The sequence below is a fragment of the Phocaeicola salanitronis DSM 18170 genome, assembly GCF_000190575.1.
In the GTDB taxonomy this organism is placed as follows: Bacteria; Bacteroidota; Bacteroidia; order Bacteroidales; family Bacteroidaceae; genus Phocaeicola; species Phocaeicola salanitronis.
On sequence record NC_015164.1, the window covers coordinates 4,100,544 to 4,125,166 of the forward strand.

The 24,623-nt window shown below is 45.7% G+C and carries 23 protein-coding genes and 8 tRNA genes; 24 read left to right on the plus strand and 7 right to left on the minus strand.

The features are described from left to right. Positions 1 to 3: 3 nt before the first annotated feature. The 5 genes from BACSA_RS17725 to BACSA_RS17745 form a co-directional block, all read right to left on the minus strand. Complete coding sequence (locus tag BACSA_RS17725; protein WP_013619402.1) at positions 4 to 1,272, minus strand: PcfJ domain-containing protein; 1,269 nt, start codon at positions 1,270 to 1,272, stop codon at positions 4 to 6. Between the two features lie 2 nt (positions 1,273 to 1,274). Beyond that, the gene (locus tag BACSA_RS17730; protein WP_013619403.1) at positions 1,275 to 1,703 is read right to left on the minus strand and encodes a PcfK-like family protein; all 429 of its coding nucleotides are present in this window, start codon (positions 1,701 to 1,703) and stop codon (positions 1,275 to 1,277) included. Between the two features lie 5 nt (positions 1,704 to 1,708). Next, the gene (locus BACSA_RS17735; protein ID WP_013619404.1) at positions 1,709 to 1,960 is read right to left on the minus strand and encodes a DUF6926 domain-containing protein; all 252 of its coding nucleotides are present in this window, start codon (positions 1,958 to 1,960) and stop codon (positions 1,709 to 1,711) included. A gap of 17 nt (positions 1,961 to 1,977) precedes the next feature. Beyond that, positions 1,978 to 2,157: a glyoxalase gene (locus tag BACSA_RS17740; RefSeq protein ID WP_013619405.1), complete on the minus strand. Its 180-nt coding sequence runs from the start codon at positions 2,155 to 2,157 to the stop codon at positions 1,978 to 1,980. Positions 2,158 to 2,533: 376 nt separating this feature from the next. Next, complete coding sequence (locus tag BACSA_RS17745; RefSeq protein ID WP_013619406.1) at positions 2,534 to 2,923, minus strand: single-stranded DNA-binding protein; 390 nt, start codon at positions 2,921 to 2,923, stop codon at positions 2,534 to 2,536. A gap of 117 nt (positions 2,924 to 3,040) precedes the next feature. On the opposite strand from BACSA_RS17745, the gene BACSA_RS17750 reads away from it, so the two are divergent. The 3 genes from BACSA_RS17750 to BACSA_RS17760 all read left to right on the plus strand — a co-directional run bounded on the left by BACSA_RS17750 (position 3,041) and on the right by BACSA_RS17760 (position 5,429). Then, entirely contained in the window at positions 3,041 to 3,397 is a 357-nt protein-coding gene (locus BACSA_RS17750) for a hypothetical protein (RefSeq protein ID WP_013619407.1), read from the plus strand. A 259-nt stretch (positions 3,398 to 3,656) separates the two neighbouring features. Next, entirely contained in the window at positions 3,657 to 4,154 is a 498-nt protein-coding gene (locus tag BACSA_RS17755; RefSeq protein WP_013619408.1) for a LexA family protein, read from the plus strand. A 3-nt stretch (positions 4,155 to 4,157) separates the two neighbouring features. After that, positions 4,158 to 5,429, plus strand: coding sequence for a Y-family DNA polymerase (locus BACSA_RS17760; RefSeq protein ID WP_013619409.1), 1,272 nt, complete (start codon positions 4,158 to 4,160; stop codon positions 5,427 to 5,429). A 1,239-nt stretch (positions 5,430 to 6,668) separates the two neighbouring features. Here BACSA_RS17760 and BACSA_RS17770 read toward each other — a convergent pair. Beyond that, a complete protein-coding gene (locus BACSA_RS17770; protein ID WP_013619411.1) occupies positions 6,669 to 7,901 on the minus strand; it encodes a site-specific integrase in 1,233 nt (410 codons plus the stop codon). 297 nt (positions 7,902 to 8,198) lie between these two features. Continuing rightward, positions 8,199 to 8,286 (minus strand) — tRNA-Ser (locus BACSA_RS17775). 158 nt (positions 8,287 to 8,444) lie between these two features. Between BACSA_RS17775 and BACSA_RS17780 the strand changes: the two genes are divergently transcribed. From BACSA_RS17780 to BACSA_RS17875, 21 genes are all read left to right on the plus strand, one after another. Beyond that, a complete protein-coding gene (locus BACSA_RS17780) occupies positions 8,445 to 8,717 on the plus strand; it encodes an ACT domain-containing protein (RefSeq protein ID WP_013619412.1) in 273 nt (90 codons plus the stop codon). A gap of 14 nt (positions 8,718 to 8,731) precedes the next feature. Then, positions 8,732 to 10,096, plus strand: a complete 1,365-nt coding sequence (locus BACSA_RS17785) for a PFL family protein (protein WP_013619413.1) — start codon at positions 8,732 to 8,734, stop codon at positions 10,094 to 10,096. Positions 10,097 to 10,104: 8 nt separating this feature from the next. Beyond that, positions 10,105 to 12,366: an ATP-dependent helicase gene (locus tag BACSA_RS17790; RefSeq protein WP_013619414.1), complete on the plus strand. Its 2,262-nt coding sequence runs from the start codon at positions 10,105 to 10,107 to the stop codon at positions 12,364 to 12,366. A 22-nt stretch (positions 12,367 to 12,388) separates the two neighbouring features. After that, complete coding sequence (nspC, locus tag BACSA_RS17795) at positions 12,389 to 13,552, plus strand: carboxynorspermidine decarboxylase (protein ID WP_013619415.1); 1,164 nt, start codon at positions 12,389 to 12,391, stop codon at positions 13,550 to 13,552. Positions 13,553 to 13,807: 255 nt separating this feature from the next. Beyond that, positions 13,808 to 13,883, plus strand: a tRNA-Gly gene (locus tag BACSA_RS17800). Between the two features lie 7 nt (positions 13,884 to 13,890). Beyond that, positions 13,891 to 13,971 (plus strand) — tRNA-Leu (locus BACSA_RS17805). Positions 13,972 to 13,994: 23 nt separating this feature from the next. Beyond that, positions 13,995 to 14,077, plus strand: a tRNA-Leu gene (locus tag BACSA_RS17810). A 9-nt stretch (positions 14,078 to 14,086) separates the two neighbouring features. Beyond that, positions 14,087 to 14,162: transfer RNA gene (locus tag BACSA_RS17815), tRNA-Gly, on the plus strand. A gap of 7 nt (positions 14,163 to 14,169) precedes the next feature. Continuing rightward, positions 14,170 to 14,250: transfer RNA gene (locus tag BACSA_RS17820), tRNA-Leu, on the plus strand. A 7-nt stretch (positions 14,251 to 14,257) separates the two neighbouring features. Next, a tRNA-Gly gene (locus BACSA_RS17825) sits at positions 14,258 to 14,330 on the plus strand. 25 nt (positions 14,331 to 14,355) lie between these two features. After that, positions 14,356 to 14,428, plus strand: a tRNA-Gly gene (locus BACSA_RS17830). Between the two features lie 134 nt (positions 14,429 to 14,562). Continuing rightward, complete coding sequence (locus tag BACSA_RS17835; protein ID WP_013619416.1) at positions 14,563 to 14,769, plus strand: hypothetical protein; 207 nt, start codon at positions 14,563 to 14,565, stop codon at positions 14,767 to 14,769. Between the two features lie 89 nt (positions 14,770 to 14,858). Continuing rightward, positions 14,859 to 15,464, plus strand: a complete 606-nt coding sequence (locus BACSA_RS17840; RefSeq protein ID WP_013619417.1) for a riboflavin synthase — start codon at positions 14,859 to 14,861, stop codon at positions 15,462 to 15,464. Positions 15,465 to 15,510: 46 nt separating this feature from the next. Then, positions 15,511 to 18,600 (plus strand): glycoside hydrolase family 2 TIM barrel-domain containing protein, encoded by a 3,090-nt coding sequence (locus BACSA_RS17845; protein WP_013619418.1) that lies wholly within the window; start codon positions 15,511 to 15,513, stop codon positions 18,598 to 18,600. A gap of 355 nt (positions 18,601 to 18,955) precedes the next feature. After that, on the plus strand, positions 18,956 to 19,840 hold the full coding sequence (locus tag BACSA_RS17850; RefSeq protein WP_013619419.1) for a hypothetical protein: 885 nt from the start codon (positions 18,956 to 18,958) through the stop codon (positions 19,838 to 19,840). Between the two features lie 310 nt (positions 19,841 to 20,150). Continuing rightward, entirely contained in the window at positions 20,151 to 20,345 is a 195-nt protein-coding gene (locus BACSA_RS18995; protein ID WP_052306008.1) for a hypothetical protein, read from the plus strand. 176 nt (positions 20,346 to 20,521) lie between these two features. Next, positions 20,522 to 20,842, plus strand: coding sequence for a hypothetical protein (locus BACSA_RS19000; protein ID WP_052306009.1), 321 nt, complete (start codon positions 20,522 to 20,524; stop codon positions 20,840 to 20,842). Positions 20,843 to 20,954: 112 nt separating this feature from the next. After that, positions 20,955 to 22,211 carry an MBL fold metallo-hydrolase gene (locus BACSA_RS17860; protein WP_013619421.1) on the plus strand — a complete coding sequence of 419 codons (1,257 nt, stop codon included), beginning with the start codon at positions 20,955 to 20,957 and terminating at the stop codon, positions 22,209 to 22,211. Between the two features lie 12 nt (positions 22,212 to 22,223). Continuing rightward, positions 22,224 to 22,769 carry a metallophosphatase domain-containing protein gene (locus tag BACSA_RS17865; RefSeq protein ID WP_013619422.1) on the plus strand — a complete coding sequence of 182 codons (546 nt, stop codon included), beginning with the start codon at positions 22,224 to 22,226 and terminating at the stop codon, positions 22,767 to 22,769. A 19-nt stretch (positions 22,770 to 22,788) separates the two neighbouring features. After that, on the plus strand, positions 22,789 to 23,664 hold the full coding sequence (locus BACSA_RS17870; protein WP_013619423.1) for a hypothetical protein: 876 nt from the start codon (positions 22,789 to 22,791) through the stop codon (positions 23,662 to 23,664). Between the two features lie 20 nt (positions 23,665 to 23,684). Then, entirely contained in the window at positions 23,685 to 24,596 is a 912-nt protein-coding gene (locus BACSA_RS17875; RefSeq protein WP_013619424.1) for a hypothetical protein, read from the plus strand. The last annotated feature ends 27 nt before the right edge of the window (positions 24,597 to 24,623 follow it).

Consider the following 24,623-nt stretch of genomic DNA (forward strand, 5'->3'; position numbering starts at 1 on the left):
CGATTAAGCACTTATCCGTTGCCTAATCAGGTTCATGTTGCTGTTCACAAGGTCAATGATACGGTCGTGGTATTCCGTGTTTTGGTTGCACACGCCACGGCTTTGTACCACGCATAATTTTTTCAAGTCAACCTCCACTGTCTCAATGCGCTTATTGCCGATGGTGGCAGACAATATCAGAGAGTTCTCCTTGCGGTAGTATGCGTTGGCATATACACAATGGTGCATCAGCGTACCCTCTTCCGCTATCTCGGCAACGCTCTCCAACACTCTGACGTTCAGCATCCCGTCCGTAATGACTATGCCGAAGAACTTGCCTTTCTGCAACAGGTAGTCTTTCTCGTATTGGGCGGCTTCCTTTCGGCGCAATACCAGGCGTTCACGTTCCTCCTTGCGGTTGCGTTGCTCCACCAATTTGTCGTGTTCCGCTTTCAAGTCGGCAGGGCAGACATATTTCGGGCTGTGGGTGTCCTTGCCCATTCGCCTAAGCAGGTCGATGGTATCGCACCACATTGAGCCGTCAGTAATGGTATATCCATTCCGCAGGCAGATTTTCACAGACGGCCAGTAATCATCCAGACGAGTTGATGAGTGCAGGCAATAGCGCAACAGGTCATATTGTCCGGCTTTCAGTAGAGTTTCAACTTTCGGGTCGGTCAGCAATGCCGGTATGAGTTTTGCCGGTTCAATGTCTTGCAGGTCGCTGCGGAAACCATTTCTTTTCAAGGTGTCAATGACGCTGTATCTCGGACAGGTGTCAAAAGTGGCAATATGGCGGTACACTCCGTTATCTCCCCGAATGGTCATCGGTGAAGCGAAAGAAAAGGTGTCCAAGTACCGCCCCAATATGCGCTGAATGGCTACAAGGGTCTGTTTGCCATCGGCATTCCACCAATACTGCCCGATTTCCAAAGCGTATGGGGCAGCCCTGCAACCTTTCTCCATTTCAACCACCAACAGGAACATACGCAGGGTTTGGTATTCACCGCATTTTTCAAGCAGGGTAAAATATGCCTTTTGCTGTATTTTGCGGACAAGGGTATTTTTCACCTCCAACTTTGCGTGGCACTTGGGGCAGACGCAATGGTCGGTTGCTTTCCGCATTACCCACTGATGCCCACAGTCCATACAGGTAGTCCGGCCTTTAGGCAGTCGGTGTGCAAAGTGACTGACGCATTCACGGAACGCCCACGAAAGTTGCGCCTTGGTCAAAGGGCGGAGCTTGCCGCTTTGGACAAGCACCGCTTTCTCGAATTTGTTGCGTGGTTTCATGTTCAAAAGCCGAATAAGTTAGGTTCTGTTTGTTTGGTCTCCTGCGGTTTTGCCGCCTGCTTGCTCTTGCGTTGCTGCATCTTGCGCAATTCCTCGGCTTGGTATTGGCTGATAGCCCTCTGCCGTGCCTCGGCTTTCTCTTCCTCGGTGAGTTCGATATGTCTGTTGACTATCACGCCGCAGTTGACTGGCTTGCCGATTTCGATGTCATCTTCATCAAAGTAATGGCAAGCGAGCGAATACACGTCATCGTCAGCCATGCCTACACAGCCCTCATTAGCAAGTGCCTTGATTTGGTTGAGTATGAATGTCACACAATTGTCCAAGCTCTTGTTCTCCTTAGCATAAGCCACGGCAAAGAGTTCGTCCGTTTTGGCTCTTTCGTCCAAATAGCTCTTGATGGCCTGTTTGAAATGTTCAGTTCCTTTCATAGTTGTCATTGTTTGGTGGGTTGGATATAAAAGATGTCGCAGTCCACTACCTCTGTCGGCAAGCCGAAAGCAGGGCAAGGTGAAAAATAGGGTTGCAGGTTGCATTCACTGTCCATGACGGGCGAAACTACTTGTACGCCCATGTCCTTGTACCAGCGGTCGATGGTTTGTAGTTCTTCCTCTGTCAGTCCGCTTGCATCTCCATTGACAAGGTAGCACAGGCTCCATGTCGGTATCTTTTCGATTGTCTTTTCCATATGGGTATGCTTTGGGGTTAATTAATCTCTATCTCGTCAGGATAAACCACTATCTCCGCTCCGCTACTCACTTGGACGATATAACCATTGTCGGTCTGTCCGACAATGGTTGCCGAGCGGTAGCCTTTCCATGGGGTCAACAGCCAGCAATGCTTGCCGTAGTCCTCGAAATCTTCTCTGTTGTCGTAATCGTACATATTGGTGTATGTTTTTGATGTCATACTTTCCCCTGTCATCGGTTCTTCTTGCCGTGACCGATTTTGGGTTTTATCGATGCGGCTACTCGGCTATCGGGAAAGCCTCATGCGGCGGCTTTTCTTGCCAATTACGCTCCGCAAGGAGGAAGAATTTGCAAGAAATCCACTTCAAGCCGCCGCCATCAGGCGCGATGGCCGACCTTTGCATCAGTAAAACTAAACGGTGACGGCTGGAGGGCGGGATAAGGAATAGCCGGTATAACAAAGCGGGTAATGGTAGAATAGATAGTTAATCATTTTCAAAAGGAGCAAGGCTTCACGTGCATTGAGCACGAAAAAAGCGGCCGAAGCCGCTCTTTTCGACGAGGGAATCGGTCTATGCCGCCTCCTTCTGTTTCTTGGCGCGAGTCTTAGGTTGGGGCTTCTCGGCCTTTTCCGGCTTCTCCACTGCCTCGTAGAACTTCTTGGCCACGAACTTGATGCAGTTCTGCTTCACACCGTTCTTGTCGGTCCACTCTTCGGGCTTCAAATAGCCCTCTATGGTGAGTAGCGTACCCTTTTTCAGCAACTCGAACGATGCGCTGCCGCTCTTGCGCCAGGCTTCCACGTTGATGAAGGCGGACACGCGATTGGTGGCGTTGTCCTTGGTTTCCTTGCGGCCGATTGTCATCGGGAAACGGGCTACATCGTTGTTGGTGAACGTGCGGATTTCAGCGTCCTTTGCTACAAAACCTGTGATGATGAAAGAATTTTCTACTTGCTTCATGACTGTAAGTTTTTAGAAGTTGAACAATTAATTTTTACGGATGCAAGAAGATATTGCAGGCATAGGGTAGCACCAAGGGAGGCACGCAAATACGCAACATTTTATGTGAAGCGGAAAATGTCGGAAGATTTTCGTGACACGCCATTGGTCAGAACGTCAGTGTCCCGTAACGCCATCGGCGAGCTGCATTATATCTTTGCATCATGGAAAAATATTGTGGCTTCGATAAACGACGGCCATGTAAGAAGCAACACGGAAATTCAGCCACAGGTTGTGATGAAGGATGCTAATAATCCGCCTGCCAAAAGAAAAAAGCCCGTTCCGATGGCTCTGCAACGGGTCAAGTATGAAACGGCGATTCCAACCACCTCTTTCATTATGGAAGCCGTAAGGGCGGACGCGATACCGATATTGCCAGAAAAAGGCCGCTCTACCATTGGAGAGGAGATGCCTGAAGATAAGACTGACGGATAGGGAATGTGGACAGAACAGCTGTCGGTGTGCCGGTTCCGAGGCAACGGAAGAAATTAAGGAAAGCCGGCTATCAACCTAAACCCAAGATACGATGAAAGAATGGCGCACGACTGCCATCGGGAAAGAGCATCGGTCGCCTTTGGCGAAATGTAAGCCAATAAAAGGCGTAAAAGTGTGGAAACTCATAAAATAAGGACGGACAAGCGCATAAAAATGGTATTTTTGCAAAACGAATGGTAATGCAACAAGAGAACAGGAAATGGAAGATTCACATAAAACAGTCGTCAATGAATCCGGAGTAGAAAAGGAGGACGGGGTAAGGCTCATCCTCTATTCGGCCGACCTGAGCAGCGAGCTGCTGTTGGACTTTGCCGATGGTGGCATCCGTGCAGGATTCCCATCCCCTGCACAAGACTACACGACGGAGAGCATCGACCTGAACCGCGAGTTGGTTCGCCATCCCGCCACTACGTTCTATGCCCGTGCCGTAGGTGATTCGATGAAGGACTGTGGCATCGACAACGGCGACTTGTTGGTGATAGACAAGGCCATCGATCCGCAGGAGGGTGACATCGTGGTGGCCTACATTGATGGGGAATTTACATTGAAGCGGGTAAAGTTCGATGTCAAGGGTGATTGCCTTTGGCTGATGCCCGCCAACAAGGACTATCCGCCTATCAAGGTGACGGAAGAAAATAATTTCATCGTGTGGGGAGTATTGACCTACAACATCAAACGCCAATATCGGAGGAAGTGAATCATGTTCGGTCTAGTGGATTGCAACAACTTCTATTGTTCGTGTGAACGGGTCTTCAATCCGGGATTGCGCACACAGCCAGTGGTGGTGCTGTCTAACAATGACGGTTGCATCATTGCCCGCAGCAACGAGGCAAAGGCGTTGGGCATAGAAATGGGTACGCCTTTTTACCAAGCAAAAGAATTGCTGGAGCGTGAAAAGGTTGCCGTGTTCAGTTCCAATTACACACTTTATGGTGACATGAGCCGCAGGGTGATGATGCTGCTTTCGGAATTCACGCCCGAATTGATGCAATATTCCATCGATGAAGCTTTCATCGACCTTACAGGCATGGGCGGTGGAGAAGCATTGCGTGAGTACGGCAAACGCATCGTGCGTACCATTGGCAAGGGTACAGGAATCCCGGTAACGCTTGGCATAGCTCCGACCAAGACCTTGGCAAAAGTGGCAAGCAGGTATGGAAAGAAATACAAAGGTTACGGGGGTGTCTGCCTGATTGACACCGAAGAAAAGCGCATCAAGGCATTGCAAGGTTTCGACATCGCCGATGTGTGGGGCATTGGCAGACGCTCTGCCAAGAAGTTGGAATACCATGGAGTCAAAAACGCATGGGATTTCACGCAGTGGAGTGAAAGCCGGGTAAGACGGTTGCTTACCGTCACAGGTGTGAGGACATGGAAGGAACTCCGTGGCGAAAGTTGCATAAACATCAGCGAACTGCCCGAAAAGCAGAGCATCTGTACCAGCCGCAGTTTTCCCGACAAAGGTTTGTCTGAGTTGGAAGTGGTGGAAGAAGCAGTAGCCAACTTTGCCGCTTCATGTGTCCGCAAGTTGCGTGAGCAAAAGAGTCGTTGCTGCCAACTGACCGTATTCGCTTATACCAGCCGTTTCCGCAACGATGTGCCAAACCATATTATCAACCGCACAGTTACATTGCCCATGCCCACCAACGACCAATTGGAGTTGGTAGCCGCAGCAGTCCAAGCACTCCGTACCGAATGGCGTGAGAATGGAAGATACCACTACAAGAAAGCCGGTGTCATCGTGTGGGACATTAGTCCAAACACTGCCGTCCAAACTGTCCTCTTTGACTCCATAGACCGTGCCAAACAAGCTCGCCTTTCAGCGGCTATCGATGCCATCAACCAACGGAATGGTTTTAATACCGTAAAAGTGGCAAGCCAAGGCACAGACAAACGTTGGCACTTGAAATGCGAACACAAGTCAGCCCAATACTCCACAAACCTTAACGAAGTCATCAAAGTCAAAGTCTGAACAGTATTCTATTGCCTTCAAAAAAGAAAGGCTGGTGCAACTGGCAAAGTGGTTTACTCCTTTCCTTGTTCTATATATACAAGATGTCATTAAACTTAATTTCTAAAACTATTATTATTCATTACCAAAGAGATGTTGCAAGAGGTTTACTTCGTTCCTTGTAGTATATACAAGAAAATTTAAACCTACTTTTTAAATTCCTGCTTGCGCAATCAAGTCCGGGTAGGGCTTTTAGGCAAATCAGTCAACAAGTACTCACCGACAACAGCCATAACTTTTCTTTTGGAAGGAAAAAACAAATTGAATCCACTACTTTTGTACACTTGATAGGTCAACTCTCTTCTGACGACACGCAATTGCCTTGACATACTATTTGATTCCATTATCTGGAAGGATGTCGTCATGCGTCACAATATGCAGAACACGACTGACGCAGTTCACCGTCATTTTTCCACTCCTTTGCGAGCTTTACTCTTTCGATTCATGAATTTTCCTTTCCATAATATTGATTTTTAATAATTCTCTTCACATATGTTATCAAGTTCCCTGATTATACATGATACACTTTTTCCAGTCAGACATTCAATGTCATACAGCAAATCCACCAAAAAGTGATATGCCTTACTTCCGGCTTCCGTAAATTCTCCCGTACTGTCGAATACCTCACCGACACATCCAATTCCTTGTAGCAATTCTTCCAATGTCTTCATCCGTTTTTGAATTTAAGTTTACTTTCCCTCTGTTCGACGTCCTTCAATCGGAAGCCGCTTCGGTTTTTCGGTGCAGTAAAAGGTTGCCGAAAAAGCCATTCCCGATGTTTTTTCCGGTAAATTACTCTTGCAATGCAAGGAAGAATTTGCCGGAAATGCACTTCAAAACGGAGGGAACAGGCGTGGCAACCTATATTCGCACAAGATAAAACCTCTGGCGGTGACGGTATGGAGGCTGCAACATGGAATGTTCGGACTGATATAAAGGGCAAGAGGCTTGAGAAGCAAGGTCTATAGAAAGGGTTGGTAAGCATATATATAAGGATAACGGCAGACTTCAAGCCGACATTTCTTTGTAACTTACAACCGGTAAAATAGGAACAACCCGACACAAAATATCATGCAGGACGGATTGCTCCGCCCTGCATCAGAACTGAATTAGTCATAACTTAATTTGTTTGATGTTGTAAAATTACTCTTTTTATATTAACAGTCAGATTAAATCTTGACTAATTCAGATAATTATTGTTTAGTCTGATGTTAAATGTGTAGCTGCATCATTGAAACAATCTAGTTTCTCAGATAAATTCATCATGTCATGCTCTATCTTTTTATTGGTGATGCGGGCATAAATTTGTGTTGTTTTTATATTTGCATGACCTAACATCTTTGATACTGATTCTACGGGCACCCCTTTGCTGAGCATCATTGTGGCGAACGTGTGTCTTGCGAGGTGATAGGTCAACCGTTTTTTTATTCCACATAAATCCGCGATTTCTTTCAAATACGCATTCATCTTCTGATTAGAAAGAATGGGCAGTAATTTCCCGTCTTTTGTTTTGCCTTTGTACTTGTTGATAATCATTAAAGGAATGTCCAGCAATAAAATATTGCTTTCGACATGGGTTTTCTGCCTCCTTGTCATTATCCATTTCTTCCCGTCAAGAGTTACAATGTTGTCTTGGGTCAGATTTGCCACATCTATGTATGCAAGCCCACAGAAACACGAAAATATGAATATATCACGGACGGATTCCAAACGTGGAGTGGAAAACTCTTTTTCCATGATTCTTGTAATTTCATCGTCTGTGAGGAAACCCCTGTCAACAGATTCGAGATGGAAACGATGCTGGGCGAATGGATCGTGCGTCAATACGCCGCACTTTTGTGCAAATATGACTACGGTCTTAAAAAACTTCAATGTCTTGGTTGCACTATTGGGCTTAAGACTGACCACTGTGCGCAGGTAAATATCAAAGTCATGAATGATTACATGGGTCAATTCAGACGGCATTATATCCTTGCGACCATATTTCAGTTTCAAGAAATTCTCAAAGTGTTTTCCAGCCGCAGAATATTTGTGATATGTGGCCAGCGTTTTCCCTTTACCAACTTGAGCCTTGATGTCCTCAAGATACTTGCCGTAGAAATCGAGGAAAGTTGTACATTCCTTGTTCTTGCCAAGATAAATGCTCTTTATCTTATCAAGGGTAAGATCCTTGTCAAACTGGTGCTTTAGGAAGATATTCCGCAAATCTGATGAAATGTTGTCAATTTGGGCATTGGTGTTCAAGACCTCGGAAGTACGTCCTTTAAGGCGATTTGTTTCGTTTGACCATTTTGTCTTGTCAACGTTGATTCCTGCAGACCCGACAGTAAGCATTTTCCCATTAAGATAAATCCGTATCATCAACGGTGATTTACCTTCCTTGTTCACGTAATTTGTGCGTATATAATACGACACCTTAAAAATAAGTCTCATAATAACACGTTATTTGTGTAGCACTTTGGCCACAAAGTTAAACATAAATATCTGTTATTAAGCGACTTACAAGGCGTCAATATGGGCTTCAAAAGTACGTCTCTGCTACATTTTTTTGGCGGTTGGTCTTCCTGTAGCAGGAAATGTAGCAGGAAATGACCGAAATGTGACTGCCAACCGATGCATTTATACCGTCAAGATTTGGCGTATATACATGAAAAAAGCACCGTAATCGCTTGATTTACGGTGCTTTATAAGCTTTTCGACCCCTTATTTGAATGTCTCCGTTCGGAGCCTTGGCGGAGAGACAGGGATTCGAACCCCGGGTACCTCGCGGTACAACGGTTTTCAAGACCGCCGCAATCGACCACTCTGCCACCTCTCCAAACTTCTTTGTCAAGTGCTTTTGTTTTTCAAAAGCGCTGCAAAGGTACGCATTATTTTTGAATATGCAAGCGTTCGGGCAAAAAAAGTTCGTAGAAGAGGAAAATTCGCTAATATTTGCCTATCTTTGCCGCGGTATTATTTAATAAAAAGGAGAAAATGAATAAGTCAATTATTACGGTAGTAGGAAAAGATTCGGTCGGCATTATCGCAAAGGTATGCTCGTATCTGGCAGAGAACAATATTAATATATTGGATATATCGCAGACTATTGTCCAGGAATATTTCAATATGATGATGATTGTGGACATGGCACGCATCGAAAAGCCGTTCGAACAAATATCAAAGGAGTTGGCAGAAGTAGGGAACGGAATAGGCGTTCAGGTAAAATGCCAGCGTGAAGAGATTTTCGACAAAATGCACCGGATTTAAAAAGAAGTTAGCTTATGATCAATATATCAGAGGTTCTTGAAACCAACAAGATGATCGAGAAAGAGAATCTGGATGTGCGTACCATTACGATGGGAATCAGCTTGCTGGAATGTGCTGATAGCAATCTGGAGGTGCTTTGCCGGAATATTTATGAAAAGATAACCCGCCTTGCCAAGGACTTGGTGAAGACAGGAGAGGATATTTCGCAGGAGTATGGAATTCCTATTGTAAACAAGCGCATTTCGATTACGCCGGTTTCGTTGGTAGGAGGCGCGGCTTGCCAGACCCCCGATGATTATGTTAAGATTGCTCAGGTTTTGGACCGTGCGGCGGAGGAGTTGGGCGTGAATTTTATAGGAGGCTATTCGGCTATCGTGTCGAAAGGCATGACCCGGAGCGATGAATTGCTGATTCGTTCTATTCCGAAAGCGATGGCTTGTACGGAACGGATTTGCAGTTCGGTGAATGTTGGCTCTACGAAGACGGGCATCAATATGGATGCGGTGCGCCTGTTGGGAGACATTATCAAGGATACGGCACGTATGACCGCCAGCCGGGACTCGTTAGGGTGTGCCAAGCTGGTAGTGTTGTGTAATGCGCCGGATGATAATCCGTTTATGGCAGGTGCTTTTCACGGTGTTTCAGAAGACGATGCGATTATTAATGTCGGCGTAAGCGGTCCGGGTGTCGTGAAGTATGCGCTTGAACAGATTCGGGATGCCGACTTTGAAGTTTTGTGTGAAACGATTAAGCGGACGGCGTTCAAGATTACCCGTGTGGGTCAACTGGTGGCGCAAGAGGCTTCGCGCAGATTGGGCGTGCCGTTTGGGATTATCGATTTGTCTTTGGCCCCTACACCGGCTATCGGGGATAGTGTGGCAGATATTTTGAAAGAAATCGGTTTGGAGCATCCCGGCGCACCGGGTACTACGGCTGCTTTGGCATTACTGAACGATCAGGTGAAAAAAGGTGGCGTAATGGCTTCTTCGTATGTCGGCGGGCTGAGCGGTGCTTTTATACCTGTAAGTGAAGACCAGGGAATGATTGATGCGGTAGAAGCCGGGGCTTTGACCATTGAGAAGCTGGAAGCGATGACTTGTGTATGTTCGGTCGGCCTGGATATGATAGCCATTCCGGGTGATACTTCGGCGGCTACGATTGCCGGCATCATTGCGGACGAATCGGCTATCGGAATGGTGAACCAGAAGACTACGGCGGTACGTATTATTCCGGTAGAAGGAAAGCATGTCGGAGATACGGTCGAGTTCGGAGGCTTGTTGGGATATGCGCCGATTATGCCGGTCAACCGCTTCAGTTGTGAGGCATTTGTAAACCGCGGCGGACGTATTCCGGCTCCGATACATAGCTTTAAGAATTAATTGCGGCTATGGCGGATTTCTTAGACGGACTGAATGAAAGTCAGCGTGAGGCGGTATTGTATGTCGACGGCCCTTCGCTTGTGATAGCGGGCGCAGGGTCGGGGAAGACGCGTGTGCTGACTTATAAAATCGCTTATTTGTTAGACCAGGGCTATGAGCCTTGGTCTATTCTTGCCTTGACCTTTACGAATAAGGCGGCACGGGAGATGAAGGAGCGCATAGCCGGACAGGTCGGGGCAGACCGGGCACGTTACTTATGGATGGGGACATTCCATTCCATTTTCTCACGTATCTTGCGGTTCGAAGCAGGGGCGTTGGGCTTTTCTTCTGATTTTACAATATATGATGCGGCAGATTCCAAGAGCCTGATAAAATCGATTATTAAGGAAATGCATCTGGACGATAAGGTTTATCGTCCGGGAGCGGTTCAAAGCCGTATCAGCAATGCCAAGAACCATTTGATATTGCCCGAAGCGTATGCGGCTAATGCCGAATTGTATCAAAGTGACTTAGAGGCGAAAATGCCTTCCTTGCGGGATATTTACGCTCGTTATTGGGAACGGTGCAGGCAGAGTGACGCAATGGATTTCGATGATTTGCTGGTATATACGTATCTGCTTTTCGAAAGATTCCCTGAGGTGCGCGAGAAGTACGCTTCCCGGTTCCGTTTTGTATTGGTGGACGAGTATCAGGATACGAATTTTGCCCAACACCGCATCGTGTGGCAATTGACCGAGAAGAGCCGCAGGGTGTGTGTGGTGGGGGATGACGCACAAAGCATCTACTCGTTCCGCGGAGCCAATATTGATAATATTCTCAAGTTTACGGAAGAATATAAAGAGGCGCGTCTTTTTAAACTGGAGCAGAACTACCGTTCTACACAAACCATTGTGAATGCGGCCAATAGCCTGATAGCCAAGAATAGCGAACAGATTCGGAAAGAGGTTTTCTCGGAGAAAGCCAAAGGGGAACCGATACCGGTCTTCAATGCATACAGCGATGTGGAAGAAGGCGATATTGTTGCCAATCAAATCGTGAAATTGGCTGCTGGAGGTGCATACGGATATGATGACTTCGCGATTTTGTACCGCACGAATGCCCAAAGCCGTATCTTTGAGGAAGCCTTGCGCAAGCGGGGGCTTCCGTACCGCATTTACGGAGGACTTTCGTTTTACCAGCGGAAAGAAATCAAGGATATTGTAGCTTATTTCCGGCTGGTGGTGAATCCCAATGACGAGGAAGCGTTCAAGCGGATAATCAATTTCCCTGCCCGGGGGATTGGCGATACGACTTTAAACAAAATCATTGATGCCGCCACACGGGCGAATGTAAGTCTTTGGACGGTATTGAACGAACCGCTTGCCTATGGTTTGTCGCTGGCGAAAAATACTTGTGCCAAGTTGCAGGGGTTCCGCGACCTGATAGCGGGTTTTGCGGAAGATGCTGTTCGGAAGAATGCTTACGAAGTGGGGCAGGACATTGTGCGCCGGTCGGGGATTATTGCAGAGATTTATCGGGATCGTACGCCGGAGAACTTGAGCCGTCAGGAAAACGTGGAAGAGTTGATTAACGGCATGCATGATTTCTGTGCCAGCCGTGAAGAAGAAGGAAACGAGCGGGTTTCGCTTTCCGATTATTTGTCCGAGATTTCATTGCTTACCGATTTGGATAGCGAAGAAGGGGAGGGGGCGCGGATTACGCTCATGACCATCCATTCGGCGAAAGGGCTGGAGTTCAAGAATGTGTTTGTGGTGGGGCTGGAAGAGAACCTGTTTCCCAGTCCTATGGCGTCCGGTTCTTACCGCCAGCTGGAAGAAGAGCGGCGTCTGTTTTATGTGGCGGTTACCCGTGCCGAAGAACATTGTTTCCTTTCGTTCGCCAAGTCACGGTTTAAATACGGAAAAATGGAATTCTGCAGTCCCAGCCGTTTCTTGCGGGACATTGATGCTTGCTATTTGAAATTGCCTTTGGACGGGGGCGTTCCCGCAAGCCCGAAGCGGGTGATGTCTGATGCTCCGCGTTTCGCAAAGCCCGAACCGCCTCGTGTATTGCGTAAGGTATCTCTTTCTCCAGCTCCGGAAGGAATGCCTTCTTCTAAGCCGGGAGCGGCGGTTGAAGTAGGGCAGACCATCGAGCACGAGCGTTTTGGCATCGGCGAGATTATCAAAGTGGAAGGAACGGGCGATAATTGCAAGGCAACGGTTCAGTTCCGTCATGCCGGAACCAAGCAGCTCCTGCTGAAGTTTGCGAGGTTTAAAGTTGTTTCATAAGGTGAAAGAAAATGCATAGATTATGTTGGATATAACGAAAGTTCCTTCTCCATGTTATGTTATGGAAGAAGATTTGCTCAGGAAGAACCTGAGCCTGATAAAATCGGTTGCGGAACGGGCAGGGGTGGAAATCATCCTTGCTTTCAAGGCGTTTGCCCTATGGAAGTCGTTTCCGATATTCCGCGAATACATTCGCCATACGACGGCAAGTTCGGTATACGAGGCACGGCTTGCTTTCGAAGAGTTCGGGAGCAAGGCACATACTTATTCGCCTGCTTATACCGATGGGAATTTTGCTGATTTCCTGAAATATAGCAGCCACATCACGTTTAATTCGCTATCGCAATACGGACGGTTTTATCCGAAAGTGAAGGCAAGTTCCGAACCGGTGTCTTGTGGCATACGCATCAATCCGGAATATTCGGAAGTGGAGGTGGAATTGTATAACCCTTGTGCGCCGGGCACACGTTTCGGGGTGACGGCAGATTTGTTGCCCGACCGTTTGCCCGAAGGGATTGAAGGCTTTCATTGCCATTGCCATTGCGAGTCAAGTTCGTACGAACTGGAACGTACATTAAAGCATATCGAAGAAAAATTTGCCTGTTGGTTCCCTCAATTGAAATGGCTGAACCTGGGAGGCGGGCATCTGATGACCCGTAAGGATTATGATGTGGAGCATCTGATAGGCTTATTGCAAGGGTTGAAGGTGCGTTACCCTCATTTGCAAATCATTTTAGAGCCAGGCTCAGCCTTTGCCTGGCAGACCGGCCCGCTGGTGGCTTCGGTGGTCGATGTAGTAGAAAGCCGTGGCATCCGTACCGCGGTTCTCGATGTAAGCTTTACCTGCCACATGCCCGATTGCCTGGAAATGCCTTACCAGCCTGCGGTGCGCGGGGCGGAGTCGCTTCCGGCAGAGGCGGTTAAGACGGCACGTCCCGATGAGCATGTTTACCGGTTGGGCGGAAACAGTTGCCTGAGCGGGGATTACATGGGAAGCTGGAAGTTCGGTCATGCGTTGCAGGTGGGCGAGCGGATTGTGTTCGAAGACATGATTCATTATACCATGGTAAAGACGAACATGTTCAACGGCATCCATCATCCTTCCATCGCCTTGTGTCATAGCAACGGTGAGCTGGAAGTATATCGCACTTTCCATTACGAGGATTACCGTGACCGGATGTGTTGACATCTGGAGAGGTTCCTAAATGCAACAGGCTTCGATGGCTGACGCAACAGGCTGCGTTGGGCATCGAAGCCTGTTGCGTTAGCCATCGAGACTATATGCGTTTGCACTTGTATATAGCTGGCATTGGCGCAGATAGCGTAAAAAGGCGGAATTTTTTCCAAAAAAAGTTCCGTGATTGTTTGGGGTTTTGAGAAAAAGCATTACCTTTGCAACCGCAAAATCAAAAAAAGTTTTGCCGTTCTTTGAATGCTTGTTGCGGAAATAGCTCAGTTGGTAGAGCACAACCTTGCCAAGGTTGGGGTCGCGAGTTCGAGTCTCGTTTTCCGCTCCATGATAATGCCCAGGTGGCGGAATGGTAGACGCGCACGTTTCAGGTGCGTGTGTCGAGAGGCATGCAGGTTCGAGTCCTGTTCTGGGCACGTTCTTTTTAAGTTTGTTTATCGGAGAGATGGCGGAATTGGTAGACGCGCTACTTTGAGGGGGTAGTGACATTATGTCGTGGGAGTTCGAGTCTCCTTCTCTTCACCCGTTGATGCGGAAATAGCTCAGTTGGTAGAGCACAACCTTGCCAAGGTTGGGGTCGCGAGTTCGAGTCTCGTTTTCCGCTCCATGATAATGCCCAGGTGGCGGAATGGTAGACGCGCACGTTTCAGGTGCGTGTGTCGAGAGGCATGCAGGTTCGAGTCCTGTTCTGGGCACATCATTGCGGAAATAGCTCAGTTGGTAGAGCACAACCTTGCCAAGGTTGGGGTCGCGAGTTCGAGTCTCGTTTTCCGCTCACGTTAGTTATTTTGGGTTTCATTGCGGCAATAGCTCAGTTGGTAGAGCACGACCTTGCCAAGGTCGGGGTCGCGAGTTCGAGTCTCGTTTGCCGCTCGTAAAGAGAGAGATTGGTTCTGCCAGTCTCTCTCTTTCGTTTTTCATGCTTTCTTCCAAAAAGCGTTCTGTTTTTTTGGTTGCTAACCATAGCCTGTATATATTTGCACCACCATATTAAACATCTGAACGAAATGAAAACGTATGACATTTATTTCTCGGACCAAAGTTCGAGCGACAACAAGGGATTTTCTATCAAAACCGAAGAGAAAGCCATCCACATGGCAGAAGACATACTCGCCAAAGGCGGGAGCTACATCGAAGAATATGCCGGAGGTACCATATCGGTAATCGACTCGGAAGGAGTAACCGTATGGAGCAAACCCATACCGAAAGCATAACTCAAGAACTCAAAAACTCAAGAACTCAAAAACTCAAGAACTCAAAAACTTAAGAACTCAAAAACTTAAAAACTCAAAACTCAATATCTATGTTCTCAGGAATAGTAGAAGAATGTGCCAAAGTAGTCAAGATAGTCAAAGAACAGGAAAACCTGCATCTGACCTTGACGTGTTCGTTTGTAAATGAACTGAAAATAGACCAAAGCGTGTCGCACAACGGTGTGTGCCTCACCGTGGTTCACATCGAAAACAATACGTACACCGTTACCGCCATGAAAGAAACCATCGAACGCTCGAATATCGGGCTGCTGAAAGAAGGCGATGAAGTGAACGTAGAACGGAGCATGCTGATGAACGGCAGGCTGGACGGACATATCGTGCAGGGACATGTAGACCAGATTGCTGTATGCACGGCTATTGACGATGCCGACGGAAGCTGGTATTTCACGTTCAAGTATGATTTCCAACCCGAAATGGCGAAACGCGGATACTTTACCGTAGACAAAGGCTCGGTAACCGTCAACGGGGTGAGCCTGACCGTATGTAACCCGACGCAAGACTCGTTCCAAGTAGCGATTATCCCTTATACCTTCGAACATACTAATTTCCACACGCTGCACATAGGAAGCGTGGTAAATCTGGAGTTTGACATCATCGGCAAATACCTGAGCCGCATGATGCAGCTGGTGGGATAAAACACATAGAAACACGAACATAACATTAACACTTAAAATTGAAAACATGAGAAAAACATTTGCATTGGGATTATTGGGCATCTCTCTTCTTGCCGGGAACGCCCAGACATTCAAAGAGTGGCAAGACCCGGAAATAAACGCCATCAACCGTGCGCCGATGCATACCGACTATTTCGCATACGAGTCGGCAGAAGCTATCGGAAATGGGAAAATGCAATCGCAGAACTATATGAGCCTGGATGGCACCTGGAAATTCTTTTGGGTGGCAAATGCCGACCAGCGCCCTACTGATTTCTGGAAAACCGGATACAACGACAAGGGATGGGATGACATACAAGTACCCGGCGTATGGGAACTGAACGGATACGGAGACCCCATCTATGTAAACACCGGCTTTGCCTGGCGGAACCAATACGAAAGCAATCCTCCCTACGTACCCACCGAAAAGAACCATGTAGGCTCTTACCGCCGGGAAATCACCGTTCCGGCTTCGTGGAGAGGGAAAGACATTATCGCACACTTCGGTGCCGTCAGCTCAAACATGTACCTTTGGGTGAACGGGAAATTCGTAGGATATAGCGAGGACAGCAAGCTGGAAGCCGAGTTCGACCTGACCTCTTACCTGAAACCGGGGCAGAAAAACGTAATCGCGTTCCAGGTATTCCGCTGGTGCGACGGGTCGTACCTGGAAGACCAGGACTTCTTCCGCTACACCGGAGTGGCACGCCACTGCTATCTGTATGCGCGCAACAAGAAACGCATCGAAGACATCCGCGTCACCCCCGATCTGGATGCCGAATACAAAAACGGTACACTTGCCGTTGATGTACAGCTGAAAGGAAGTGGCAACGTGCTGCTGACCCTGAAAGACGCCGAAGGAAAGGAAGTGGCTTCGGCTTCGACCAAAGGGGAAACGGTAACGATGAGCGTTGAAAACCCACACAAGTGGACCGCCGAGACTCCTTACCTTTATACGCTCTATGCACAGATGGAAGGTGCTTCGGGTGCTGAAGTGATTCCGGTAAACGTAGGTTTCCGCAAAATCGAACTGAAGAACGCACAGATACTGGTCAATGGCCAGCCGGTATTGTTTAAAGGTGCCAACCGTCACGAAATGGATCCCGATGGCGGTTACTATGTATCGCGCGAACGTATGCTTCAAGACGTATTGCGCATGAAAGAGCTTAACATCAATGCCGTACGTACCTGCCACTATCCCGATGATGCATATTGGTATGAATTGTGCGACCGCTACGGACTCTATATGGTAGCCGAAGCCAACATCGAATCGCATGGTATGGGATACGGTGACAAGACATTGGCAAAAAACGCTTCGTATGCCAAAGCGCACATGGAACGCAACCAGCGCAACGTGCAACGCTCGTTCAACCATCCCAGCATCATCTTCTGGTCGCTCGGGAACGAAGCCGGATACGGACCCAACTTCGAAGCTGCCTACGACTGGGTGAAGGCAGAAGACCCCAGCCGTGCCGTGCAGTACGAACAAGCCCGCCAAGACGGAAAGACCGACATCTTCTGCCCGATGTATTACGACTACAAGGGATGTATCGCCTATTGCGAAGACAACAGCAAGCAGAAACCGCTCATCCAGTGCGAATATGCACACGCCATGGGCAACTCGGAAGGTGGATTCAAGGAATACTGGGACCTGGTACGCAAATATCCCAAATACCAGGGCGGATTTATCTGGGACTTTGTAGACCAGTCGTGCCGCTGGACCGGAAAGAACGGACGGACTATCTATGCCTACGGAGGTGACTTCAACCGCTTTGATGCCAGCGACATCAACTTCTGCGACAATGGTCTGATAAGCCCCGACCGTGTGCCCAACCCGCATGCCTACGAAGTGCGCTACTTCTATCAGGACATTTGGACCACCCTTGCCGATGCACAAAAAGGCATTGTAAAGGTGTATAACGAATACTTCTTCCGCGACCTTTCGGCATACCGCATGGAATGGGAATTGCTTCACGACGGACGTATTGTACGCACAGGCTCAGTAGAAAGCCTCAGCATAGCTCCTCACCAGACTAAAGACGTGACACTGGATTATGGCACCATCGGTACCGAAGGCGAATGGTTGCTGAACGTGAAATACGTATTGAAAAACGCCGAAGGCATGTTGCCCGCCGGTCATACCGTAGCCTACGACCAGCTGACTCTGAAAGCCTACGAAGCACCGGCACTGGAGTTTGCCAATGTAAAAGAAAGCAACCAGGACATCATCGTGCCGGAAATCGATGCTACCAACAGCAATTACCTGGTAGTGAAAGGCGAAAACTTCGATATCGAATTCAACAAATACACCGGCTACCTCACCGTCTATGAAGTAGAAGGCGTAAGCTATCTCGAACCGGGCACCGCACTGGCACCCAACTTCTGGCGTGCACCGACCGACAACGATTTCGGAGCCGGACTGCAACAGAAATATGTGGCATGGAAGGACCCCGGCATCCGCCTCACCTCGCTGAAGAGTGAAATGGAAAACGACATGGTGAAGGTCAGTGCCGACTATGAACTGAAAGCCGTTTCGGCGACTCTCTCGCTCACTTACCTCATCAATAACAAGGGTGCGGTAAAAGTGGTACAGGCAATGAAAGCCGACCCGAACGCGAAGGTATCAGACATGTTCCGCTTCGGCATGAACCTGATGATGCCCCGCCAGTTCGAAACCATTTCGTTCTATGGCCGCGGCCCGTGGGAGAACTATTCCGACCGCAACCACTCTACGCCGCTGGGTGTATACCGCCAGCAGGTAGACGACCAGTATTATCCGTACATCCGTCCGCAGGAAAGCGGAAACAAGACCGATCTCCGCTGGTGGCAGGTCATCAACAAAGCGGGCAACGGACTGATGTTCGTATCCGAAGCTCCCTTCTCGGCATCGGCTCTGCCCTACCGCATCGAAGACCTTGATGAAGGCTGGGTGAAAATCCAACGCCACTCAGGCGAACTGGACAAAGCCGGCATGACCAGCCTGTGTATCGACAAGGCGCAGATGGGTTTGGGATGTGTCAACAGCTGGGGTGCCCTCCCGCTGGAGAAAAACCGCCTGCCCTACGGCGATTATGAATTTACCTTCATCATGTCACCCTGCTGGCATCAGGTGAAGTAAGCATTTTCTGAACGGTTTGTTCATAAACACACAAAACCGATTATAACTCATCTAAACAAAAGGGGGTTATAATCGGTTTTTTGTTTGCTTATCTCACACACGTCTTAAAAGCAAAAGACCTTTTTTCTACTAAATAGTTCATTGATAGCTAAAATTCTCTTATTCTAATTCATAAAAAATATTAATGCTAATTTATTGAAGAGAAGACGGAATTTTGTTTATCCTTTTATTTATCAGCAACAAACATAAGAACAGATGATTCAAGTAAGACCCAGAAGTGTGAATATATGTTTAATTTGACTCGCTGATTAAATTCCTTTTTCGTATTATCAATTTATAAAAGAAATTTTCAAGTATGAATACTTTCAACGACATTCAACTCAAGCAACAAATTTGGGCAAAACAGAAAGGGCTTACCAGAGAAACTCAATTTGCCGGAACAGAACACGAAACTTATCTTTTGGCAAACCCTCATCAAAATCTCTTTATGCCTTTATCTGAAACGAACGCAAATCTTTTCGGACAAAAAGAGCTAAAGGAAATGAAAGAACTTTGTTCAACGTCCGCTATCTGTCTCAATTTGTTCCAATATTGGCAAGGAAAAGATATTTATCTATTACTGAATGCTCTTCGTCTTCCCTCGAAAAAGAGTTCAAATTATTCTATGGAGGATGAAAACCCATCAACTTGTCCTATCAAATTGAAAGAGAAATTTCAATTTGATGAAAGAAAGCGGATTTACCCGCATCCCGTCACGGTGGATGTATTCATACATGCCGGATTTGATTTCATTATCGAAACTCAATTTGCCGCACCATATAAATCTCCCCATTCAAATTTGGCAAAATGGTATATCGACCAGCCATCTTTTTGGAAAGAGCTTCCTCATTTGTTCGAATTGGCAAAAGAAATATCTTCATCTAATCAACGGTTCTATTATCTGGACGTGGCACGGCTGATAACAGAAATCATTGCATTGAAGAAGACTTATGAAGAATCAGACCGTTATTCAAATGAGACGATTCGTCGCAGATTTTGCCTGATATATCTTTGGTACGATGTTTTAGGTGAAGACGGAATCAAGCACAAAAATGAAATTGAAGAATTTGCTAAAATAGCCGAAAAAGATTTCATTAACTTCAGGCAAATCTCTATCCAGAAATTGATAACCAAGCTGGCTAAAGATTTCTACAAAGGCAATGAAGCATATTGTGACTACCTGATTGAAAGATATTTATAGTAAAAAAATAACATAAAAATGGAAAACTACTTTTTAATCATTGTAACATGCCTAATCATTATTTCAAGTTGTACATTAAGCAGAATCCAATCAATAGCAGAAATAGATTTCTTTCTTGCCATTTCATCTGTTCCGTAGCGAAAATGTTTTTTTTGCCAAACTTTACTATCTTTGTTTTGGTGGTAGATACATCCTATGTAGGAACTAACAATTATATTGCCTTTGTATCAAAAATGTAACCGGAAAGTCTGAGAACAGAAATGAAGAGACATTTATATTAATATGTTTAACCTTTATAAATGATTGGATTATGGAACATAAAGAACACATTGAAGCGATTATTAAGCGTACTTTTAAAATCATCAAAGAAGTGTATGATTATCAACAAGAAAAGTTTGAGGGACCAAAAATTTCTTCTGATAAGTTGAGTCGTATAATATTCCCCCAAAAGCGTCAAGAAGATAATGATAACAAACAATCACAAGGGTCAGTGAACAAGAGTTAAAATTAATCTTTATAGAGCAGCTAAATTTAGAAATTAGCAAAATTAGCAAAGGAAATTGGAATGTATATTATTCTGTTGAAACCCCAACTGAGGATATATATCGTTTCTCTGATGTTGAAGAACCTTTATATGGAAAAGAGATAGAAGAAATAAATAGAGAAAGGGAACGTAATGGAATGCCATTACTAGCAGGACAATCTGCAAATTTCGATTTTGTCATTCATGATAACAACTTTAGACGTATTGCTTTGATTGAATTCAAAGCTAATAATGCAGATGAGTATGATCATGCAAAGGATTTTAAGAAATTAAATAATCAAGAAGAAGGAGATGATAGCGTATTAAGATACTTTATTGAGATTGTTAAAAATGCTAATGATAGAACATATTCAAGTCTCCATGGTAAGATAGAAGGGAATGAAGATATTTTCCGTTGCTGCTCTTTAAGCGATGGAAATATTACAGAAAAAGTTATTTCTGCTCCCATAAAAAAATAATATCTTTCTATGCATGCAGACTTTCCGCACATCTCTGCTATACTTTTACAACAAACTTTGTAAAGTATAGCAGGGAATGTACGAAAAGTGAAAACTACAATTCTACCACTTTATGAAAATAACTATCCACCGCGGTGCACACCAGATAGGAGGATGCATCACCGAAATCAAAAGCGGCAACGCCAAAATACTCATCGACTTGGGTGCCAATTTGCCCGATAGTGAGGAAAAAGAACTGGATGCGTCCGATGTAGCCCGACTTACGAATGATGCAGACGCCATATTTTATACCCATTATCATGGTGATCATGTGGGATTGTTCCCCCTTGTGCCCGAAAACATTCCTCAATACATTGGCAAGGGAGCGCAAGAAGTGATGTTGTGCAAATACCGTGCACTCAACAAGCATCAAGACCGTAGCAAGGAGCTTATCGCCATCGAGCGTTTCCACCTTTATACGCCCAATGTCCCCATTGACATCAAAGGACAGATTCGGGTTACTCCTTATTATGTTTCCCATTCGGCTTTCGATGCTTATATGTTCAAAATAGAAGCGGAAGGGAAAACCATTCTCCACACCGGAGACTTCCGCCGCCATGGCTATTTGGGAAAGGAGCTTTTCAAAGTATTGTGTACTTATATAAACAATGTAGATTTTCTCATAATCGAAGGAACCATGCTGGGAAGAAAAGAAGAAAAGGTGGTTCGGGAAAATGACATCAAGCTGAATACGGTTTCCTTGCTCAAGAAACATAAATATGTGTTTGCTCTTTGCTCGTCTACGGACATAGATCGTTTGGCTTCATTTCACCAGGCATGCAAAGAGACCCATAGAAATTTCTTGTGTGACCCATACCAGAAATCTGTTCTTGACATTTTTTCCCGATACATGAGACATGGGCTTTTCCATTTCGATAATGCATTCGTGATGTACAGGCAGCAGGTTGCGAATCCGAAGGTGATGGCAAAATTACGTAATGAAGGTTTTCTGATGCCTGTACGTGTAAGTCAGATGGAATTTATCAAGAATTTGCTGGCAATATACAACGATGAGCCTGCTTATCTTATTTATTCCCTATGGCAAGGATATTACAATGGTACGGAGAAACAAGTGAACCCGAAAATAGTGGAGCTTCGCAGCCTGTTCCCCGGCCATATCTTGGATGGGGTTTACGACGGATTTCATACCAGCGGACATGCCGATGTGGAGACACTGGAAGAAGCATGCCGCATCCTCCGTCCCCGTCTGGGCATTATCCCGATTCACAAAGAAGCCCTGTCCAGCTACAAGGCGTTGGACATAGCCAAAGAGTTTCCCGTTATCGAATCATCGGAACAGATTGAAGATGTAACCGTTTCCATTCTTTAAAGCGAAAGACTGATGTTTGGGTTTGAAATCAAAGGTCTTAAAGTTGTAGCCTTATCCGATACGCATGCACGGCATCGGACTCTATCCGTCCCTGCTTGTGACGTATTGGTTCATGCCGGGGATGCTTGCAATTTTGGGAATAAAGAACAGCTGAAAGACTTTTTCGACTGGTATCAAGCGCAACCTGCACGATACAAGATTTTTGTGGCAGGGAATCACGATACGCTTTTCGAAACGGCAAATCAAGAATTGGAAAATATGATACCGAAGTCAGTCATCTATTTGGAAAACAATCTGATTGAGATTGAAGGTGTGACATTTGCCTCTATCGCCGCAAGGCCGAAGCTGAAATGCTTTATCGAATACGAACCGATAGATGTGCTTGTTACGCATGGAGCACCGTTCGGCATACAGGATGAAGAAGGAAAAGGATGTAAGGATTTAGCAAAACAAATTCTATTAATTGAACCGCAATATGCCTTGTTCGGACATTGCCACAAAGGGAATAAATCTCCTTTACGGATTGGGAAAACGATTTATGTAAACGTAACTTTATAACACAATATCATCGGATTAAATGAATGTATTTATACTGGAACAAATTACATTGGAAGATTTGAATTATCCTGTACGTGAAACAAGGACTTCCACTTGGGGTATCTATTCTTCTCTTGACAAGGCATACGAAGCATTACAAACTTTGGTGGCAGAAGAAAACAAGAAGTATACATTGGGATATATCGTCACAGAAACAAGATTGGATAATTGGGCGATGCTGGAAGTATCGATTCACACATATACAAGAACGGGCGAGTTGAACGATGAGCAAATTATATCAGATGAAGAACACCCGGACTGTGATAAGCCTTTTTATGGCCGTCCCAAAGAGAAGATACGCTTCAAACCAGGAGATATTGTAGAAGTCTGGCAATGTGGTACAAGCGAATTACATATTGTTTGTGCGCTGCCTTGGACTCCTCAAGAAGTAGAAAAAAGGAATAAGCGATTGGTGGAGGAATATGGGGAAGGACATGAACTGAGATTGGATTCTATCGATGACTGCTATTTAGTTTATTCTTTGGGAATAGGTGACACGCACGGTCATTCGCAAGCGGCGTATCTATTTGCTCCTACCCAAAAAGTTCCGGCGAAAATAAGACTTAAATTACAAGCCAAACTGATAGAAGAGAATTTTACAGCCGGACACAATCTTCAAATGTCTGAACTGCCATTTGCCAAAGACCCGAAAGTGCTTAACGAGGTATTGAACATTTGGGAAAAAGTCGCTAAAACAAAAGATTATGATGAAATAAATTGTCTGCTCATCAGAGACAAAGCCGATTGGATAAAATCACAATTGGATTTTTCTCCCAAACAGGCTCAGCGGTTTGACCGTTTTTATACAAAGTGTAAAAAGCTGTTGAAAGAGAAAAGGAAAGAGGAAGTATATTAACAACAAAATCTACTAATACAATGGGAGTATTTGAACTGAATAGAATCTGTTTGGAAACGTTGCGCTATCCTTCACGTAAAGTACGGGTGACTGAATTGGGGTTGTATTCCACATTCGAGAATGCTTATGAGAAATTGCAAGAACTTGTTGTCGAATCGAAAAAGGAGAAAGAAGAATGTGAAAAGGAAGGTGATAAGGATTATGCCTATGCATTTACTTTTGGATATAGCATCCATGAAAAACAATTGGACATCCTATATGGAGATACCATTTCTGTCCGCACTTACACACGCGACGGGACATTGAATGATGAATGCATTTGGAAGGATGAAAAGGGTACAGACCTGCTTCCTTTTTATGGTCGCCCAAAAGAAAAGATTCGGTTCAAGGCAGGAGATATTGTGGAAGTGTTTATGTATGGAAATGTCGAATTGAGCATTATTTCCTCACTCCCTTGGACTCCTCAAGAGATAGAAAAACGGAATAAAAAGTTGGAAGAGAAGCATGGAAAAGGATATACACTCACTTTGGATTCCACAGACGATTGCTATCTGGCTCATTCATTAGGCTTGGGCAATACGCATTTCCATCCCTCGTGTACGGATATATTTGCTCCACTCAAAAAAATTCCAGCTACGATAAGGCGTAAGTTACAAGCTAAATTATTAGAAGAAAGTTTTACGTTCGGATATAGTCTTCAGATTTCCGAACTGCCTTTTTCTAAAGATGCGAAGGTGCTTGACGAATTATTAAACGGCTGGGACAAATTTATCGAAGCAAAATATTATACAGGAATGGAATGCTTGGTTGACTATGGAAACCCGGACAACATCAAAGCACAGTTGGATTTCTCAAAAGAACAATCCCAACGCTTTGAACACTTTTTTGACGTGTGCGTACGTTTGGTAAATGAGAAACGAAAAAATGTATAACTGCATCAACCTGTTGATAGTATGCAG

What these genes read in the sequence shown, in the direction of transcription:
- BACSA_RS17780 (WP_013619412.1), top strand. Translation starts at nt 8,445, where the DNA reads ATGAATAAGTCAATTATTACGGTAGTAGGAAAAGATTCGGTCGGCATT.
- BACSA_RS17875 (WP_013619424.1), top strand. Translation starts at nt 23,685, where the DNA reads ATGGGAGTATTTGAACTGAATAGAATCTGTTTGGAAACGTTGCGCTAT.
- BACSA_RS17750 (WP_013619407.1), top strand. Translation starts at nt 3,041, where the DNA reads ATGTCGGAAGATTTTCGTGACACGCCATTGGTCAGAACGTCAGTGTCC.
- BACSA_RS17790 (WP_013619414.1), top strand. Translation starts at nt 10,105, where the DNA reads ATGGCGGATTTCTTAGACGGACTGAATGAAAGTCAGCGTGAGGCGGTA.
- BACSA_RS18995 (WP_052306008.1), top strand. Translation starts at nt 20,151, where the DNA reads ATGGAACATAAAGAACACATTGAAGCGATTATTAAGCGTACTTTTAAA.
- BACSA_RS17865 (WP_013619422.1), top strand. Translation starts at nt 22,224, where the DNA reads ATGTTTGGGTTTGAAATCAAAGGTCTTAAAGTTGTAGCCTTATCCGAT.
- BACSA_RS17785 (WP_013619413.1), top strand. Translation starts at nt 8,732, where the DNA reads ATGATCAATATATCAGAGGTTCTTGAAACCAACAAGATGATCGAGAAA.
- BACSA_RS17725 (WP_013619402.1), bottom strand. Translation starts at nt 1,272, where the DNA reads ATGAAACCACGCAACAAATTCGAGAAAGCGGTGCTTGTCCAAAGCGGC.
- BACSA_RS17845 (WP_013619418.1), top strand. Translation starts at nt 15,511, where the DNA reads ATGAGAAAAACATTTGCATTGGGATTATTGGGCATCTCTCTTCTTGCC.
- BACSA_RS17870 (WP_013619423.1), top strand. Translation starts at nt 22,789, where the DNA reads ATGAATGTATTTATACTGGAACAAATTACATTGGAAGATTTGAATTAT.
- BACSA_RS17735 (WP_013619404.1), bottom strand. Translation starts at nt 1,960, where the DNA reads ATGGAAAAGACAATCGAAAAGATACCGACATGGAGCCTGTGCTACCTT.
- BACSA_RS17745 (WP_013619406.1), bottom strand. Translation starts at nt 2,923, where the DNA reads ATGAAGCAAGTAGAAAATTCTTTCATCATCACAGGTTTTGTAGCAAAG.
- nspC (WP_013619415.1), top strand. Translation starts at nt 12,389, where the DNA reads ATGTTGGATATAACGAAAGTTCCTTCTCCATGTTATGTTATGGAAGAA.
- BACSA_RS17730 (WP_013619403.1), bottom strand. Translation starts at nt 1,703, where the DNA reads ATGAAAGGAACTGAACATTTCAAACAGGCCATCAAGAGCTATTTGGAC.
- BACSA_RS17840 (WP_013619417.1), top strand. Translation starts at nt 14,859, where the DNA reads ATGTTCTCAGGAATAGTAGAAGAATGTGCCAAAGTAGTCAAGATAGTC.
- BACSA_RS17760 (WP_013619409.1), top strand. Translation starts at nt 4,158, where the DNA reads ATGTTCGGTCTAGTGGATTGCAACAACTTCTATTGTTCGTGTGAACGG.
- BACSA_RS17835 (WP_013619416.1), top strand. Translation starts at nt 14,563, where the DNA reads ATGAAAACGTATGACATTTATTTCTCGGACCAAAGTTCGAGCGACAAC.
- BACSA_RS17860 (WP_013619421.1), top strand. Translation starts at nt 20,955, where the DNA reads ATGAAAATAACTATCCACCGCGGTGCACACCAGATAGGAGGATGCATC.
- BACSA_RS17850 (WP_013619419.1), top strand. Translation starts at nt 18,956, where the DNA reads ATGAATACTTTCAACGACATTCAACTCAAGCAACAAATTTGGGCAAAA.
- BACSA_RS17755 (WP_013619408.1), top strand. Translation starts at nt 3,657, where the DNA reads ATGGAAGATTCACATAAAACAGTCGTCAATGAATCCGGAGTAGAAAAG.
- BACSA_RS17740 (WP_013619405.1), bottom strand. Translation starts at nt 2,157, where the DNA reads ATGTACGATTACGACAACAGAGAAGATTTCGAGGACTACGGCAAGCAT.
- BACSA_RS17770 (WP_013619411.1), bottom strand. Translation starts at nt 7,901, where the DNA reads ATGAGACTTATTTTTAAGGTGTCGTATTATATACGCACAAATTACGTG.
- BACSA_RS19000 (WP_052306009.1), top strand. Translation starts at nt 20,522, where the DNA reads ATGCCATTACTAGCAGGACAATCTGCAAATTTCGATTTTGTCATTCAT.